General features: G+C 44.0%; 12 protein-coding genes and 3 pseudogenes. 4 read left to right on the top strand and 11 right to left on the bottom strand.

Going from position 1 to position 16,390, the window contains the following annotated elements:
• Position 1: 1 nt before the first annotated feature.
• From UA76_RS25415 to UA76_RS07830, 6 genes are all read right to left on the bottom strand, one after another.
• Positions 2-421 (bottom strand): LuxQ periplasmic sensor domain-containing protein, encoded by a 420-nt coding sequence (locus tag UA76_RS25415; RefSeq protein WP_337588517.1) that lies wholly within the window; start codon positions 419-421, stop codon positions 2-4.
• On the bottom strand, positions 421-1,518 hold the full coding sequence (locus UA76_RS07850; RefSeq protein ID WP_047044672.1) for a substrate-binding domain-containing protein: 1,098 nt from the start codon (positions 1,516-1,518) through the stop codon (positions 421-423). The genes UA76_RS25415 and UA76_RS07850 overlap by 1 nt, the downstream gene beginning before the upstream one ends.
• Positions 1,519-1,673: 155 nt before the next feature.
• The gene (locus UA76_RS07845; RefSeq protein ID WP_047044669.1) at positions 1,674-2,810 is read right to left on the bottom strand and encodes a conjugal transfer protein TraF; all 1,137 of its coding nucleotides are present in this window, start codon (positions 2,808-2,810) and stop codon (positions 1,674-1,676) included.
• 77 nt (positions 2,811-2,887) lie between these two features.
• A complete protein-coding gene (locus UA76_RS07840) occupies positions 2,888-3,172 on the bottom strand; it encodes a GIY-YIG nuclease family protein (RefSeq protein WP_047044666.1) in 285 nt (94 codons plus the stop codon).
• Positions 3,173-3,180: 8 nt separating this feature from the next.
• Positions 3,181-3,831: a YceH family protein gene (locus tag UA76_RS07835; RefSeq protein WP_047044664.1), complete on the bottom strand. Its 651-nt coding sequence runs from the start codon at positions 3,829-3,831 to the stop codon at positions 3,181-3,183.
• Positions 3,832-3,863: 32 nt separating this feature from the next.
• Positions 3,864-4,043: a hypothetical protein gene (locus tag UA76_RS07830; protein WP_238322214.1), complete on the bottom strand. Its 180-nt coding sequence runs from the start codon at positions 4,041-4,043 to the stop codon at positions 3,864-3,866.
• A 206-nt stretch (positions 4,044-4,249) separates the two neighbouring features.
• Here UA76_RS07830 and UA76_RS07825 point away from each other — a divergent pair, with 206 nt between their 5' ends.
• Both UA76_RS07825 and UA76_RS07820 read left to right on the top strand, forming a co-directional pair.
• Positions 4,250-4,567: a DUF496 family protein gene (locus UA76_RS07825; RefSeq protein WP_047044658.1), complete on the top strand. Its 318-nt coding sequence runs from the start codon at positions 4,250-4,252 to the stop codon at positions 4,565-4,567.
• Positions 4,568-4,864: 297 nt separating this feature from the next.
• Positions 4,865-5,107: a YgjV family protein gene (locus UA76_RS07820; protein WP_047044656.1), complete on the top strand. Its 243-nt coding sequence runs from the start codon at positions 4,865-4,867 to the stop codon at positions 5,105-5,107.
• 93 nt (positions 5,108-5,200) lie between these two features.
• On the opposite strand, the pseudogene UA76_RS07815 reads toward UA76_RS07820, so the two are convergent.
• From UA76_RS07815 to UA76_RS07805, 3 genes and pseudogenes are all read right to left on the bottom strand, one after another.
• Positions 5,201-8,352: pseudogene (locus UA76_RS07815) on the bottom strand (efflux RND transporter permease subunit).
• A gap of 8 nt (positions 8,353-8,360) precedes the next feature.
• Positions 8,361-9,490, bottom strand: a pseudogene (locus tag UA76_RS07810) (efflux RND transporter periplasmic adaptor subunit).
• Between the two features lie 118 nt (positions 9,491-9,608).
• Positions 9,609-10,139, bottom strand: a complete 531-nt coding sequence (locus UA76_RS07805) for a GNAT family N-acetyltransferase (protein ID WP_047044654.1) — start codon at positions 10,137-10,139, stop codon at positions 9,609-9,611.
• 164 nt (positions 10,140-10,303) lie between these two features.
• Between UA76_RS07805 and UA76_RS07800 the strand changes: the two genes are divergently transcribed.
• The gene (locus UA76_RS07800) at positions 10,304-11,431 is read left to right on the top strand and encodes an acyl-CoA desaturase (protein WP_047044652.1); all 1,128 of its coding nucleotides are present in this window, start codon (positions 10,304-10,306) and stop codon (positions 11,429-11,431) included.
• A 41-nt stretch (positions 11,432-11,472) separates the two neighbouring features.
• Here UA76_RS07800 and UA76_RS07795 read toward each other — a convergent pair whose 3' ends face one another.
• The gene (locus UA76_RS07795) at positions 11,473-11,817 is read right to left on the bottom strand and encodes a HopJ type III effector protein (RefSeq protein ID WP_047044649.1); all 345 of its coding nucleotides are present in this window, start codon (positions 11,815-11,817) and stop codon (positions 11,473-11,475) included.
• Between the two features lie 199 nt (positions 11,818-12,016).
• Positions 12,017-14,329, bottom strand: a pseudogene (locus UA76_RS07790) (methyl-accepting chemotaxis protein).
• 224 nt (positions 14,330-14,553) lie between these two features.
• Between UA76_RS07790 and UA76_RS07785 the strand changes: the two are divergent.
• Complete coding sequence (locus UA76_RS07785; protein WP_052771988.1) at positions 14,554-16,332, top strand: choice-of-anchor I family protein; 1,779 nt, start codon at positions 14,554-14,556, stop codon at positions 16,330-16,332.
• Positions 16,333-16,390 lie beyond the last annotated feature (58 nt).

Below are 16,390 nucleotides of genomic sequence, written 5' to 3'. Positions count from 1 at the left end.
TCTATCTTGCGACTGGAATGCCATAAAACTGATAATTAGAGTCATCCCAATGCAGCGATTTACGTTTGGTGATGAAGCGAAAGTCAGGAGAAAGCGCGGGAGCCATTTGGTCAGCACTGGTGAAAAAGTTATCAATAGCGCTGCTAGATTGGTCTAGTGCTCGGACAAGAACATCACTACGGCTGTAGCTGTCTTGCTGTATTTCAATTGCGTTCAGGCGAAATGAAAAAATCGCTTGGACAAGACTCGAGGTTTGTTGGAGTGAACGATCGATCTCCTGAGAGATGACTTGGCGATTAAACTGGTAGCTTTGAACCAATACAATCAAAGCTAGTGTGGCGAGCGTGATAAATATCGAACGCGTAATCAGCGATGATAAACGCGTATGTTTTGAAATTCGTTGTTTTAAGCGTTTGATCATTATTTGTCTGAGTACCTAAAAGCATGACTCACTAACTGTTCAATCCTTTCTGCTGAATCTTCACTGGTCACTAGAGTAAGCTCTCCAGAGTAAACCACAGGGACCTCTTTTCCTTCGATGTCCCACTTAATGGCTTCGGCCATCGCAATACCGGTATCATCATTCATGCGCATAACGGTTACGTCTAGATAGCCCTTTTTTAGCGCTTCTAGCTCTGCACTACCACCGCCCCAACCATTTAAAAGTACGTTTTCACGTCCTTGCTCTTTGATCGCATCAATCGCACCAAACGCGACATCCGTAGAACAAGCATAGATCATCGAAAGATCATTACTTCGTTTAAGCGCAACTGAAGCGGCTTTGTAAGCGGATTCTCTTGTGGATTGGGTATAAAAAGAAGAAACAAGAAAATAGTCATTGCGAAAGGACATCTCTTCAATAAATGGGTCGCCGCGCATATCACTCACATACCCTTCAGAGCGATAAAGTACCGAATATTCGCTATTTTCTGGAACACGCTGCTTAAAGTAATCCGCCAAAAGCTGTGTGCCCTCATAGTGGTCAAAGCCCACATACAAGAACGGCTGATATTCTTCCCAACTTCTTACAGGTGTAGTAATATTTTGAATGATAAGTTTCGTATCCGTAGACGTTAAAACATATTCAATAAACTTTCGGTGGCGAGTGGTATCTAGCGTAAAGATTAAGAAATCAGCGCCCTCTTGAACCGCTTCCATCATGGATTGACTTTGTTGGCGCAGATCGGTGTTAGGACGAGTAAAGACTCGCTTTAAGTCGTAGTCTATTTGCAGCTCTTTTAGCCGCGCTTCAAATGCAGTGAGATTACGGCGCCAATAATCTGATATTTGCTGGCCCGGGAATACGACGGAAATAGAGACAGGTCGTTGTTGCTTAGCGGCTAGAGGCACAGCATCACGTTTTACCACATAGCTAAGTAACTCAGTGAGGTCATGCTCGGCAGGGTGTGCTTCGAGGTACTCCTCATAACCCCAATAACCGGTTAAAGGCTTAAAAGCGTATACACTTGAAGAGAAAGCTAATGCGATCAGGAAAACATAATTTACTACTATTCGCATAGCATTCCTTAAATTGGGCGTTTAGGTGTGCGGCAAATCGTAAGTATCGCTATAAAGATAGCTCAATTAAAGTCATTTTTACTTTTTGATGACGCGATTGAATAATAAACACACAACCTTGTGGTCATGTGTTTATTAACCTAATCAACTAAGAATTAGAAGGTAAATGCGAGGTTTCCTGATAGACCGAATTGGTTGCTTCCTGCGTAACTGCCAGCCAAATCGAAATGGAACAAATCGCCAGGGCTAAAACCAACACCTGCAGTGAAAGTATCATCCAGCGTATCTTCTAGTTCGAACTCATAGCCAAGGCGTGCCTGCAGCCAGCCAAAAGCATTCCCTTCCAAGCCAAACCTTAGGTAACGAGTATCATCTTCACGGTTTACAAATCGCCCCTGTTTAGTCAGATCCCAATCGACAGACGCAGTGATGACCTCGGTGGCATAAGCGCCGGATACCGTCACTTGAGTATCAAGTTCATATTTATCAACGCCACCCACATCTTGCGTATCAATATCTTGAGAAAACAGATCTTTAACGGCTAATCCGCCTCTAAAGTTGTGATAAAACCAAACTGCCCCTAGATCCATATTGAATGCAGACTTGGACGTTTTAGTTTGGTCGTAGTCACTGACGTCGAAGTCGCGAATAGAAATTTCCTGTTTATAGGTTTCGAGTTCTTGAAATTTTGGTGAAACACCTAAGGACATGGGTAACCCAAATAGTGTTATTTGTTTTGCAAGTGCTACCCCTACTTCACTGTAGGCAAATGCAAGCGTATCGACGGTTGAGTTTTCGTAGCGCGTCGTTGTGTCGTTAGATTCGAAGATGACTGGCTGGGCAAGTACTTCGGCATAACCGCTAGAAAAAACATTCACTGACAGGAGATCCAGTGGAATTGCAACAGCAACGGCGACACCACCGGCTACTGCCAATGGTTTATTTCCATCAAGCTGATCCAAGTAGGCGTTCAACTGAGCCTCGTTGGCAATGGTGGGATTATTTTCAAAATCATTGATTGTGTCTTGAAGATCATCAATGGTTTCTAATGATTTGTCGCTATCGCTGACTCTTGCACCTATAGCCGGTAACAATAGACCAAAGTCATCGTCGCCACGATAGACTGCTGTTAATGCTGGATTATAAAACGGCGCAAGTAAGTAATTAGCGCTCGTCACACCTGTATTACCCATACCATTTCCTCGTCCGTCTGCCACACGGTTAGCGGCATGAACGGTTAACGAGCTAAAGCACAGGCCCACTGCAATGGTTGTAATAATTTTATGATTCATTTCCCTATCAACCTATATTGTCGTAACTCATAGTTAAAACTAATGTAGGAATAGGGATAATGCGTAATGATAGGCAGCTAGTTACTTATTGAAAGTTCGGAAAGTGTGAGCTGACCGAGAATTAGTCTCTCTTTCTTCTGTTTAGACAGGCGCTTTACCGCGTACTCGTATTTAGACGCAATTGATCTAGAATCACCGGTTTTGGTAGACCAGGCTAATGTCAACGGTCCTTTCCCTTTAAGCGCTTTTGCACCTTCACCACTGACATGTTCTTTGAAACGACGCTCTACGTCGGTCGTTATACCGCAGTAGAGCGTGTTTAAGCGGGTTCTAACGAGGTATATGTACCAATCGTTATTCATTAGGATGATTAGTTATCTGAATATTGAGAAAGCTGCTCTTGTAAATGCGCCACTTGTGCTTTGAGTTCTTCAACTTCCTTCTCTAACTCTTTAACGCGAGCGCTGCTTGAAATACTCGGTGCCGCGGCTGGTAGGGCTTCAAGGTCAACTTCACCACTGAACAAATGTTGATAGCGTGATTCACGCTTACCCGCTTCACGTGGTAATTTGACGACCAATGCCCCATCTTCACGTTGAGACAATCGCTCCAATACCGCTTCAACCTCTTTTACGTCAGTAAAATTCGCCAAACGGTTGGTTCGTGTTCTTAGTTCTCCAGGGGTTTGTGCTCCACGAAGAAGAAGACAGCAAATAATGCCTCGCTCTTGTTCTGTAAACTGAAGATCGCCAAACTCAGTGTTACAAAAACGGTGCACGAATTTACTGGTTCGGCTATTGAAACTACTCTCGTCATGCACGAGTCTAGCAGATTTCAAACCCTCAACAGCTTGCTGGATTTCCTCACTCGTCAAACTCATAACAGGTTCACGATTACTTTTTTGATTACACGCTGTGGTCAAGCTGTTTAACGTTAACGGATAGTAATCCGGCGTCGTGACTTCTTTTTCAATCAGACAGCCAATGATTCTTGCCTCTACTGGGCTAAGTTCTCTATTCATGAGTCTTCCTATATATACAAGTGAGGGTGACGTTAATGCTCTGCAATTATCGGGATATAGCGGATTTTTCCTCTATCATCCATGATGACGACTTTTGAACGATTAAGTTCCACTTCGATTACCTCAAGACGATCACGTTCATTTTGATAAGCTGAGCGGAGTTTAATTTTCCGAGTGATATCCTGCTCATCGATGTCGTTCTGAGGAATCACTATTTCTGACAAAAGCATATAAATTTCAGTTAAGTGTAATAGTCCTGTCGCATCTTAGCCCGAATTTTTATCTCTGTGCAATTCTGTCAATCTTGAATGCTGATAAAACAATCAACTTACTCTAATGATTGATCTTAAGACTGTTATGCGCGGCTTTGTTGTGTTTTAATCGAGTAAGTTAATATTCAAATTGGGGAAAAGGACCTATGAGTAGTGTATTCGAAATCGTGAACCAAGCTCGCCGTAAAAACAAACTAAAGCGCGAGCTGCTAGACAATGAGAAAAAGGTTCGCGATAACCGTAAACGTGTTGATCTACTTGAAAACCTGCTAGATTACATCAAATCTGACATGAGCCACGACGAAATCGTCGCTATCATCAAGAACATGAAAGCAGACTACGAAGATCGTGTAGATGACCACATCATCAAGAGTGCTGAGATTTCTAAAGCTCGTCGCGACATCAGCCGTCGTATCCGTGAGCTAACTGAAGAAGACAAGCAAACAGTTCAAGGTAAAAAGTAACCTTTACTTTTTCCAATAAATACAGAGCCCTCCTCTACGGAGGCTTTTTCTTGCATGAAATATCAATCTATTGTTATCAACAGAAATCGGTATTAATACAGTGAATTTACTGCTAAACGTTTGCGTAATCGCTAACCTTCTATTTCCTAAAAGTTAGGCTTTTATCACAGATTTTGCCTTGTTATAGTCCGACTCAGAAAATCAACTTAGGCCATTCGGGGCACGGAGCTTCCTCAGTTATCTCATGAAGAGAAGAAATGGTACCGACAGAGTCGGAAATAATCAGAGGGTCGAATTATGGATATGAATATGGTTGAAATTTTGGGTTACGCTGCTTCTATCATGGTAGCAATCTCACTGACAATGAAAGACATCGTTAAACTGCGCGTTCTAAACTTTATTGGTTGTGCACTTTTCACCGCTTACGGTTTAATGATTGACGCATGGCCAGTAGTTGTAACTAACGGTTTCATTGCTTGCGTGAACGTGTATTTCCTTGCAAAAATGCAAAGTGAGAAGAAAGTAGAAAGCGCCGCTTAACTTCCTTCTTCAAAGTGAATTAAAAAAGCCCCAACATTTCGTTGGGGCTTTTTGCTATGTATTCAAAGTGCCATTTAATGGACAGTGAAATTCTTACTCATCGTCAAGTGGCACAAGTTTAGTGCTGCCACCGTGAATCTTTTCACGCTTTCTTTGCACGAGTGCGTAGAAACCAGGAATCATCAACGTACCTGCTAACAGCACACAAAGAAGACCGCCGACCAGAGAAATACCTAATGAGTTTTGACTCACGTGACCTGCACCTGAAGCGAAGATCAGTGGGAAGATACCCAAGATGAACGACCATGAAGTCATGTTAACGGCGCGGAAACGTAGCTTACCGCCACGAACTGACGCGTCATCAATCGATTTTTCATGCTCTTCGCGCTCAATCTTCGCAAATTCAACAATAAGAATCGCATTCTTCGCGGCGAGTGCTATCAAGAGAACGAGACCGATCTGCGCATAGAGGTTAAGCGGTATGCCCGCCAAGTTCAGCGCAAGGAATGAACCCAAAGTAGCAACCGGTACGACAAGAATAATTGCGAGCGGAATAGTCCAACTCTCGTACTGAGCCACCATGAACAGATAGATGAAGATTAGAGCCAAAGCGAATGCAAAGATTGCTTGGTTACCCGCTAAAACTTCTTGGTATGCCATACCTGTCCATTCATACTGATAGCCGTGAGGCAAGAAATCAGCCGCAACGCGCTCCATTGCTGCAATGGCATCACCACTTGAATAGCCTGGTGCTGGTTGGCCTTGAATAATAGCACTGCGGTACATGTTGTAACGCCATGCCACATCTGGTTCAAATACCTGCTCGTAACTAACAAGCGTACTTAATGGAATCATTTCGCCTGCAGAAGAACGAACGTGGAAGCGTTGCAGATCCATGATACCGCTGCGGTGCTCACTATCCGCCTGCATCGTCACTCGGAAGTTCTTACCAAACATCGTAAAGTCATTGACGTACATGGAACCTAAGTTACCCTGTAGCGTTTGGAAGATAGACGACAATGGAACGCCAAGTTGCTGAGCTTTCTCACGGTCGATATCAACGTAGTAGTGAGGAACGTTCGCACGGAAAGTACTAAAGGTGTACGCAATCTCTGGCTGCTTGTTCGCTTCTTGAATTAGCTCGCCCATTACCATCGCTAAGTCGGTACGGCTTCGGCCAAGGGTATCTTCAAGGACGAACTCAAAACCTGACGCTGCACCCATACCCGGCACTGCAGGAGGCCCCATCGCAAATACGACCGCTTGAGGTAGCTCTGCCGCTGCTCGCATGTTGATGCGTTGCGCGATTGCATTAGCAGATTGGTCACCACCCAGTTCAGCTCGCGTATTCCAATCGTGGAGCTTAATGAACAGTGAAGCACCATTCGACGCTGCTGCTCCGGTCATGAATGCATAACCGTTAGCCACTGTCACACCGTCTACACCTGGCTCTTCCTCGACAATGTGCATAAGCTGCTCACTTACTGCCTCTGTACGAGAAATAGAGGCGGCGTCTGGCAACTGGACATTAACCAGAAGTATGCCTTTGTCTTCCTGTGGTACGAAGGCGGTAGATGTTGTCTTCGCGAAGAACGCCACAGAACCAACGGCAATAACGAAGAACGTCATTAGAATGACTGACTTCTTAACAAGGAAACCTGCAAGCTTACCGTATTTCTCGGTTACTTTGTCCAAGCCTTTGTTGAATGCGGCGAACCAACGAGTCGTATTACCGCCACCTTGCTTAAGTACCAATGAACACAGCGCTGGTGAAAGTGTTAAGGCATTAATGGATGAGATAACAACCGAGATACAGATAGTCAGAGCGAACTGTCTATACATAATACCGGTGATACCAGGTAGCATCGCAACTGGAATGAATACCGCAAGCAATACCAGGGTTGATGTGATGATTGGGCCTGTTACCTCTTTCATCGCAATCAAGGTTGCTTTGCGTGGCGTCATGGTCGGATCTTTCGCCATGGTGGTATCAACGTTTTCGATAACCAATATAGCGTCATCCACCACAATACCGATAGCGAGTATCAAACCGAACAGCGTCACTGTGTTGATGGTGAATCCAGTCATTTGCATTACGGCAAATGTACCGATCAAGGAAACTGGGATCGCAACAACAGGAATTAGCGTTGCACGTGCACTACCTAAGAAGATGTACGTTACGATGATTACAAGGATAATTGCTTCAATAAGCGTTTTTACTACCCCTTTGATCGATTCCGCAACGAATACAGTCGTATCGTAACTGGTTTCATACTTCATGCCTTCGGGGAAGGTGGAGCTTAAGTTCTCAAGCAGCGCCATCACGCTTCGCCACTTTCCAACGCGTTCGCATCAGACTGGAGTGACAACGTCACGATGGAGGCATCTTGCCCTCGGAATTTACCCGTACCATCATAGAACTTCTTACCGAGCTCTACTCGTGCAACGTCTTTAAGGTAAACCGTTGAACCATCATTATTCGCTCGAAGAACAACATTCTCGAACTCCGAGACGGTTTCTAAACGGCCCTTAGTGACAAGGTTAAACTGCACTTCTTGAGCGTTATCGTATGGCGCGGCACCAACTCGGCCTGCGGCTACCTGAACGTTTTGCTCCGCTAGAGAGGCATAAACATCACTCGTCGTCAGCTTCAAGTTGGCCATCTTCTCTGGATCTAGCCAAACACGCATTGCGTATTCACCACCACCAATAACCCCAACTTCACTGATACCTTTAACTCGAGCCAACTGGTCTTTTACGTTGAGGTTAATGTAGTTGATTAGGAATTGGTCATCGTATTTTCCGTCTGGCGAGTAGAAGTTCAGTACCATTAGAAGGTCAGGAGAACGCTTTTTAACCGTTACACCGACCATCCTAACTTCTTGTGGAAGCTTAGACTCAATCTGCGAGACTCGGTTTTGTACGTTAACCTGAGCCATATCAGGGTCAGTACCAACATCAAACGTCACGTTCAAGCTGTATGAACCATCGTTCGCACTCTTAGAAGACATATAGATCATGTCTTCTACACCGTTAACCGAGGTCTCTATCGGGTCGGCTATGGCTTGTTCAACAACTTCGGCACTTGCACCCGTGTAGAACGCGGTCACACTAACCGAAGGAGGACTGATTTTTGGATATTCTGCCACTGGCAAAACGGCCAACGCAATGGCCCCCGCCAGTGTCAAAATTATGGATATTACCAGCGCAAACTTAGGACGCTGGATAAAGAAACGACTTAACATAGCGGCACCTACTCGTTACCAGCTTCTTGCTGCTCTTGAAGACGAACTGGTACACCGTTTCTTACACGCTGTAGACCTTGAGAGATGACTTTGTCATTCGCAGACAAGCCTGATGTGATGATCACACCCTCTTCAATTTGACGTCCAAGAGAAACATTACGGCGCTCTGCAACATTGCCTTCCGTAATCACCATCACAAAGTCACCTTCCAAGTCGGTTTGTACCGCTCGGCGAGGAACGACCACCACATCAATAGACTCACGCTCCATGAGCTCAACACGAATATGCTGACCTGGAAGAAGGCGCTGTTCTGGGTTGTCGATAATTGCGCGCATCGCGATGGTACCCGTATTGGTGTTGATACGGTTTCCTAGGAAGTCGAGTTTACCTTCGCCATCTAGGTACTCACCATTTTCTAGGATGACCTTAACGACAATGTTGCTACCATCTTCACCGCCGTCACCAGACACACGGTCCATACCTAACGCAAGACGCTCACGCTCAGAGATACTGAATGCAGTTTGAATTGGGTCTAGGCTGACTAAAGTCGTTAGCACGCCCGACTGTGGAGACACTAAATCACCGATACTCGCTTTGGTATCACTGATTCGGCCTGAGAATGGCGCGCGAATTTGAGTATAAGACAAGTTAACTTCAGCGAGGTTAAGTTGAGCGTTAGCAGCTTTCAGCTCTGCTTCTGCACTTAAACGAGAAGCTGTGAGCGCGTCGAATTCGGATTGAGAGATACTGCCTTTAGGTAATAGATTTTTACCACGGTTGTAATCGAGCTGTGCCTTTTTCAATGCAGCATTAGCTTGGGCAACCGATGCGTTGGCACTTGCGACTTGCGCTTCAAACGAGGAAGGTTCGATAACATAAAGCAAATCTCCTTTGTTGACCATCTGGCCTTCGACAAAGTGACGCTCTTTAAGATACCCAGTTACCTGAGCGGTAATCTCGGTATCTTCAACAGCCTCAACACGACCTATGTAAGATTTACTTTGTTGATGAGCACGGTTTGCGCTTGTTTGCCTACAACCAACGGAGCGGCACCTTGGCCCGCTTGTTTCCCAGCATCGTTACATCCAGCTAGTAGAATAGCTCCCGACAAGGTAGAGAGAAGTAACACTTTTTTCATTAATACACCGCTAAGTACATTTGGAATTTCAGATATTCCAATTTAGCACAGGCAATAGTGTATGAATCTAATGATAAGTAAATTTAATCTCGATGAATGTAAGTAAATGTTGCTTAGATCACTTTATGTCTGCTTCTAAATCATTTAGAGAAGACCAGTGATAGATCACCTCATTAACATCTTGATTCCACGGGGCGTGCCATAATCGAGAGCCCGCTTCTTGCGCACCTAAATGTTTATAAAAATCTATCGCGTTGTCATTTGTCTCAAAAATTTCTAAATACGCGCCTGAATCTGGATAGTAGCTTCGCATCCATTCTGAAAGTGCACGCAGCAAGGTGATTGAAAGTCCTTTGCCTTGATAGTGTGGATCGATATGAAGGGAATCGATGTAAGTCCCCTTTTCAACGTCATGATTACCAAACGCGCAGATGAAGCCGCAGAGTAACCCGCCTTCCTCAAGCAGAAGGACATGTTGATTAAAAGGAGGGTTAATGAGACGGGTTTGCCATATAGCAATGCGATCATCTAGAACGTCTTGAGAATCTTTTAGCTCGAACTCTGTACCTTCTAGGTAACGTTGCCAATTATTGGCATGCAAAGTTGCGATTCGCTCATAATCGCTATATTTGGCTGTTTTTAATTCCATTTATAGTGCCTTATTACTTCATGTAATTTGATTGTTAACAGATATACTATTCTTTTGTGGTTTGAAAGCCAATTGTCCTGTTCATATTTTTTATCATCTTAGTTTGACTTACACGTGTACGCTGATATTCTAGCGTACAGATGTAAGCTCAAAGGGATAAACAAATGACATCCGGGAATAAGCCACCTCTCATCTGGCTCAATGTTGTTCTATTTTCTGTTAGTTTTTTACTCGCCATCATTGCAGCACCTTGGTACGGGTTTGCAAATGGCTATGGTTTTGAACATTGGATATGGCTGCTAGTGCTGTTTAGTTTCAGTAACTTATCTATCACAGCAGGCTATCACCGTCTATGGTCTCACAAGGCGTATGAGGCGAACTCCGTTGTAAGAGTCATTTTTGCTCTAGGGGGCGCACTAGCCCTGCAAAATAGTATTTTGCACTGGAGCTCGGATCATCGAGTCCATCACCGCCACGTGGATAACAATGACAAAGACCCATACAGTGCAAAGCGCGGCTTTTGGTTTTCTCACATTGGTTGGATGTTAAGAAACTATAACAACGACAGTTACTCAGATTACGGAAACTGCCGTGATTTGCAGAAGGATAAAGTCGTGGTTTGGCAACACAAATACTACGTTCCGCTTGCAGTCGGGTTGAATATTGCAGTTCCTCTACTGCTAGGCATCCTCTATCAAGATATTATCGGTATGTTCTTGATTGTTGGCGTGGTTAGACTGGTTCTCACCCACCATACAACGTTTTTCATTAACTCCTTAGCGCATATTTGGGGAAGCCAACCTTACACAGACAAAAATACTGCACGTGATAATGGAATTTTAGCCATTCTTACGTTTGGCGAGGGTTACCATAACTTCCATCATATTTTTGAGAATGATTATCGTAACGGTATTCGTTGGTGGCAATACGATCCAACTAAATGGCTAATTTCTTTACTTTCTAAGGTCGGGCTTGCATCAAAACTTCGCCGAGCGCCGCAAATCAAAATTGAAAAAGCCCACGCGGCTATGAATTTGCAGCGAATCCAAAAGCGTTTGGTCGGTATGCCAAATGCGGAGGCACTAAACGCAAAGGTAATTGCAGAGTTTGAAATGTTGGTAGAGAGCATCAATGCTTACTATGCGCTAAAAAAACAGATGCTAGACAGTAAGAAAGAAGATTTGGTTAAGAAGTACGAGCACTCATTGCTTAAAATTCGCTACGACCAACTAAGCGAGAAATTAGTGCAGCAACGAAAAAGCTGGAAGCTCGTTGTCGCACAATACGCGTAACGAAGTTTCAAATAAAAAAATGGGCATTGTTGCCCATTTTTTTATTTCTTTTTAAGCGCTGATGCGTCGAATTTAATCCCTTCCCATCCGGTTACCATAAAGTTGCGGATATTCTGGTGATCATCATTTTCTGGATTTTGAAGTACGTCTTCACGATAAAAACGACCAAAACACGCCAGAGTTTGTTCAGCATTTAATGACTGTTCTAAACCAAAGGCAAAAATCTTACATGAACCATTGTTTTGATTGGCTTCGTTTTTTGTGTTGCCGTTGATGAAAGCGGTCGGCTCAAATTCAAAGTTGGCATCGATAACTGCCATTGTGTCTTCGAATTGAACATTTGTCGGCTCTTGCTGAAGTTTTACTAGAAATTGCTCTAAAGTCATTGTCTTACTTACGTCCTATTAAGTTGACCAAAGACAGTATCATACAAAAAACGGATTTACCTAGCGAGTTAACAATTAGGCGTTAAACGCAAACAGCCGCTATTAGTCCCTATACTAATTTTCATGAACCAAAACAAGGAGTGACAATGTCACTCCTCGTTTAAATGCTGATATCAGCTTCACACATAGTAAGTCCAAGTCAGTATTTGAACTGTGAAATTTCCTCATTAAGTTGAGAAGCTTGTTGCGAAAGCCCATCAATTAAGCTGTCGACATCGTTGACCTGGTTATTAACTTCTACGGAAGAGTCAGCGATCGAAGTAATACTACTGCTAATTTCGTCTGTTACTGAGGTCTGCTCTTCTGTTGCTGCTGCGACTTGAACATTCATGTCGTTTAGTTCAGACAGCATATCCACAATTTGAGTCAACATTTCTGTGTTTGTCGTACAGGTTTCTACCCCTTTAACCACTGTCTTGTTGGCTTTTTCTATCCCTTGGGAAACGTTATTCGTTTCGCTTTGAAGAGAATCAATCTTAGACCGGATTTCTTCAGTCGATGCTTGAGTTCGACCAGCAAGAGAACGAACTTCATCAGCAACTACCGCGAAACCTCGACCTTGCTCGCCTGCACGTGCCGCTTCGATTGCAGCGTTAAGCGCAAGTAGATTTGTTTGTTCGGCAATCCCTTGGATCACATCTAGGACTTCTGCAATTGAATTACTTTCATGATGCAATCGACCTATCGCTTCTACTGCGGTGCTCATCTCTAAGCTGAGTTGACCTATCTCGGTACCTAATGACTCACCAACATCCACGCCTTCAGTACCTGTCTGGTTTGCATTCTTTACAGACTCAGCGGCGCGATTTGCGAACTGTGACACCTCGTTTATCGATGCGCTCATTTGATTAACGGCTGTCGCAACCGACTCCGTTCGATGCCTTTGATCATCAACCGCTGCTCGTGTCGTGCGCATGTTTTGCGCCATTGCTTGGCTATTGTCGTTCAACATCACGGTCGTAGTGGCAAACTTGGTGATCATGTTTTGTAAATGCTCGAAGAAGCTATTAAGTGAGACAGCTAAGTCCGTCATTTCATCTTTGCCGCTCACCTCAAGCCTTGCCGTTAAATCGTTTTCTTTACTGATAGATTGGATTTTCTGCGAAGCTAGGCGAATTGGTTTCGATATATTCGTCCCTACCCAATAGGCTAAACCCACGGATAAACCAATAATGACAATAACGGACGCGAGCATGGTGTTAAATACCGAACTATTAAGTGCCGCAACGTCACTCAATGCTTCTTCTACGTCTATTTCGGTCAAAATACCCCATTTCATTCCAGCCGCATCAACGGACGCATAAGCTGAAAACACTTCAACGCCACGATAATCGTTAACAACTTCCACACCTGTTTAACCGCTGATAGCATTTGTCGATGTAAGAGTGTCGACTCTTTGCCTACCGATTGCGGATTCTTTTCCTTTAATTTGAGCTATCGTCGATGCACTCACTCCCGCACCCGCAAGAGCTTCAAAGTAACTGTTTGGATCTTCTATTAGGAACCTGGATTGGCTTCTTAGTAATGAATCTGGCCCGATCAAGTAAGTTTCACCGCTGGCACCTAATCCAGACTCAGCCCACTTGTTGTCAAAAGTCATGATCCCATTGATGACATCAACCGGCATCTGAAAAATTAACACCCCTACCTTTTTGCCCCTTTGAAAATTGGCGACCCTATAAACGATGCCGCCGCTTCATAGGATGGATAAAAGGGTGCAAAAATCTTCAATTCGATATTCATTTTCTGACAGCCCAACCACCGAATTAAAGACACGAGCGATTCCCGTGTTCGCATAAGGGCCAGTTTTCAGGTTGGTCGCGTAGTCGAGCTCTTTGTAAACTGAATACACGACGTTACCTTGCAGATCGACCAAGAAAATATCGTAGTATCCGAAAGACTCTAAGAAATGACGTAAAGGTGGGTGGTACCTTTGGTGTGACTGGTCGTAACTGCTGTTCAGTGAATCCGCATCTAGCTTGTGCTTTTCACCTAGATTGTTGGCGTTAATGCCAATGTAGCGGGCCTGCATAGCCTTTGCTTTATCACTGAGCTGATTGTATTTCCCAACTTCGTTGGCACTGCTTCCATCATTAACGTCACGGTACGTTGCCCCAAATTGAGTTCGGTAATAGTTCGAAAGTGCTTGTTTGTCGGAGTCTGAGACGCGTTCAGTCGGGTACTCATTAAATCCTTGAGTGAACGCGACCATAGCATCTTGAGTTGAGATATCCGTGGTAAGTGTTTCGAGTTGATAGTGTATAGAGTTAAAATAGCGCTCTATTTCGTTTTTCTTAATCTCTCTTACAGAGAGTAACAAGCTAACAGCTCGATTCCTTAATGCTTCTTCTGACAAGCTCGAGGCTTTCATTCCAACAAGACCACCAGTGACAGCAACACCAAGAGAACACAGAACTGTACAAGCAATTATAATTTTTGTAGCAATTTTCATAACAGTTGCCTTATATGCCTATTCGTTTTCCATAACGAGGATATTCAACCAACTGAATATAATAATTATTTATAATTGTTCTAATTCTAGGAGCTAAATCACAGTTTTTCTAATACTCAACCGAATTCATATCGTTAGCCTTCACTTCACTGCAATGAATGTTAAGCATTAATGTCATATAAGTGCCTTATTTTATTACGCTTATTATTCATGGAGGATATAAAGTGAAAAATGCAATTAAGGCTATATTGGGCCTTGCTGTAACCACCCAAATTGTTGCCTGCGGTAGTGCTGATGTAAAAACTCACGACTTAGGTATTACTTGTAAGAATACTTCCGAGTCAGAAATTAACATCGCTGACTCAAAACTGAGTAGTCTGTCTTTGGTAGGTACTTTTGTTTCGAATAGCCCCTTCGACACTTCTGCCGCTGAAATCGTCAGTTATGACGCCTGTTCAGATCGCATATATGTTGTTAATGCTCATGCCAAGCAAGTTGATTTAATTGAGTTTAATGACAAAGGTCAACCTACTGGTGCAGGAAGCCTCGAACTCAGTGTCACGGAAAAATCCGCTGGTATTGAAATTGGTGCAGCAAACAGTGTATCAACATTTGATGGCTTACTGGCGGTGGCAATTGAGAACAAAGTAAAGCAAGAGCCTGGCATTATCGCCCTATTTCGCACTGATACGCTCGAGCTTATAACAACCTATCCTACTGGCGCACTTCCTGACATGGTCAGCTTTTCGCCCGATGGCCTTTGGATAGCTTCTGCAAACGAAGGCGAACCAAACGGTGAATACACCGTTGATCCGGAAGGCAGTGTCACTTTGGTTGATATCAGCCAAGGTGTGAGTAATCCAACCATTCATCAAATTGGTTTTACTGATTTCAACCAAGGCCAACCGCGCCACAGTGAACTGAGCTCAAACGTTCGAGTTTCTGCTCACAGCGCGACAGTCTCTCAAGATTTTGAGCCTGAGTACTTAACCTTCGATAACAAAGGGCAGCTATTTGTCGCTATGCAAGAGAATAACGCCATTGCAGTTATTGATGTGTCGACCACTAGCATCCGATCAATTTGGGGATTAGGTTCTAAGGAGTGGAATAACATCTCCCTTGATGCTTCGAATAAAGATGGTGTCGTTGGTAATTTGAAATCTTACCCAGGGTTGGAAAGCCTATACATGCCAGATTCCATCGATGTGTTTAGCAAGGATAATGTCAGCTACATCCTAACAGCGAACGAAGGCGATGGCCGAGAGTATGGCATCAAGACAACTCAAGAGCAGTGCGATGCAAAAGGGTTCAAATGGGATGGCGATGACTACCAAGGTACGCCCGATTACGCTAGCGAAATTGATTTTTGTATTAGCTACACAGACGAAATCCGCGGCAAGAAACTTGATGTACCAGAGAACCATCCCCTTGCCGCGAGTTTAAAAGACAAATCACAACTCGGTCGCATCAAACTTATTAAGCCAGACAGCCCGCTAGGGTCAGATGATCCTATTACCGGATTTGGCGCACGTTCTTTCTCTATTTGGAGCGAACAAGGTGAATTGGTTTTCGATAGCGGCGACGAATTTGCGAAAATTGTCCTCGAAGTAAACCCTGCGGATTTTAACAGTAGCAACGACAGTAACAGCAGTGCAGACGACCGCAGTGACGATAAAGGGGTTGAACCTGAGGCGATTGAAGTCGCAACTATAGGAAAATACACCTACGCCTTCATTGGCCTAGAGCGACAAGGTGGCATTATGGTTTACGACGTTACAGTACCGAGCGCAGCCAAGTTTATTACTTACTTGAACAATCGTAATTTTGACGAGCCAGTGTGTACTCTAGTCGATGATGGTGAGTGCGATAACGACACGTACAACTCGAAAGCCGGAGATTTGGGCCCAGAGTCGATCAATTACTTCACTCGAAATGGCATGCATTATATTGCTGTTGGCAATGAAGTGAGCGGCACAACTTCTGTGTTCGAGTTGAACTTCTAATCTATTTGGTTCATGCAACTAAAAGGGGCTGTGAGCCCCTTTTTCTTGTTCTTATTCT

Origin of the sequence: Vibrio mexicanus, from assembly GCF_001012815.1 — a bacterium.
Lineage (GTDB): Bacteria > Pseudomonadota > Gammaproteobacteria > Enterobacterales > Vibrionaceae > Vibrio > Vibrio mexicanus.
The sequence above is the reverse complement of the archived record's forward strand: the minus strand, read 5'-3'. Positions and strand labels throughout refer to the sequence as shown.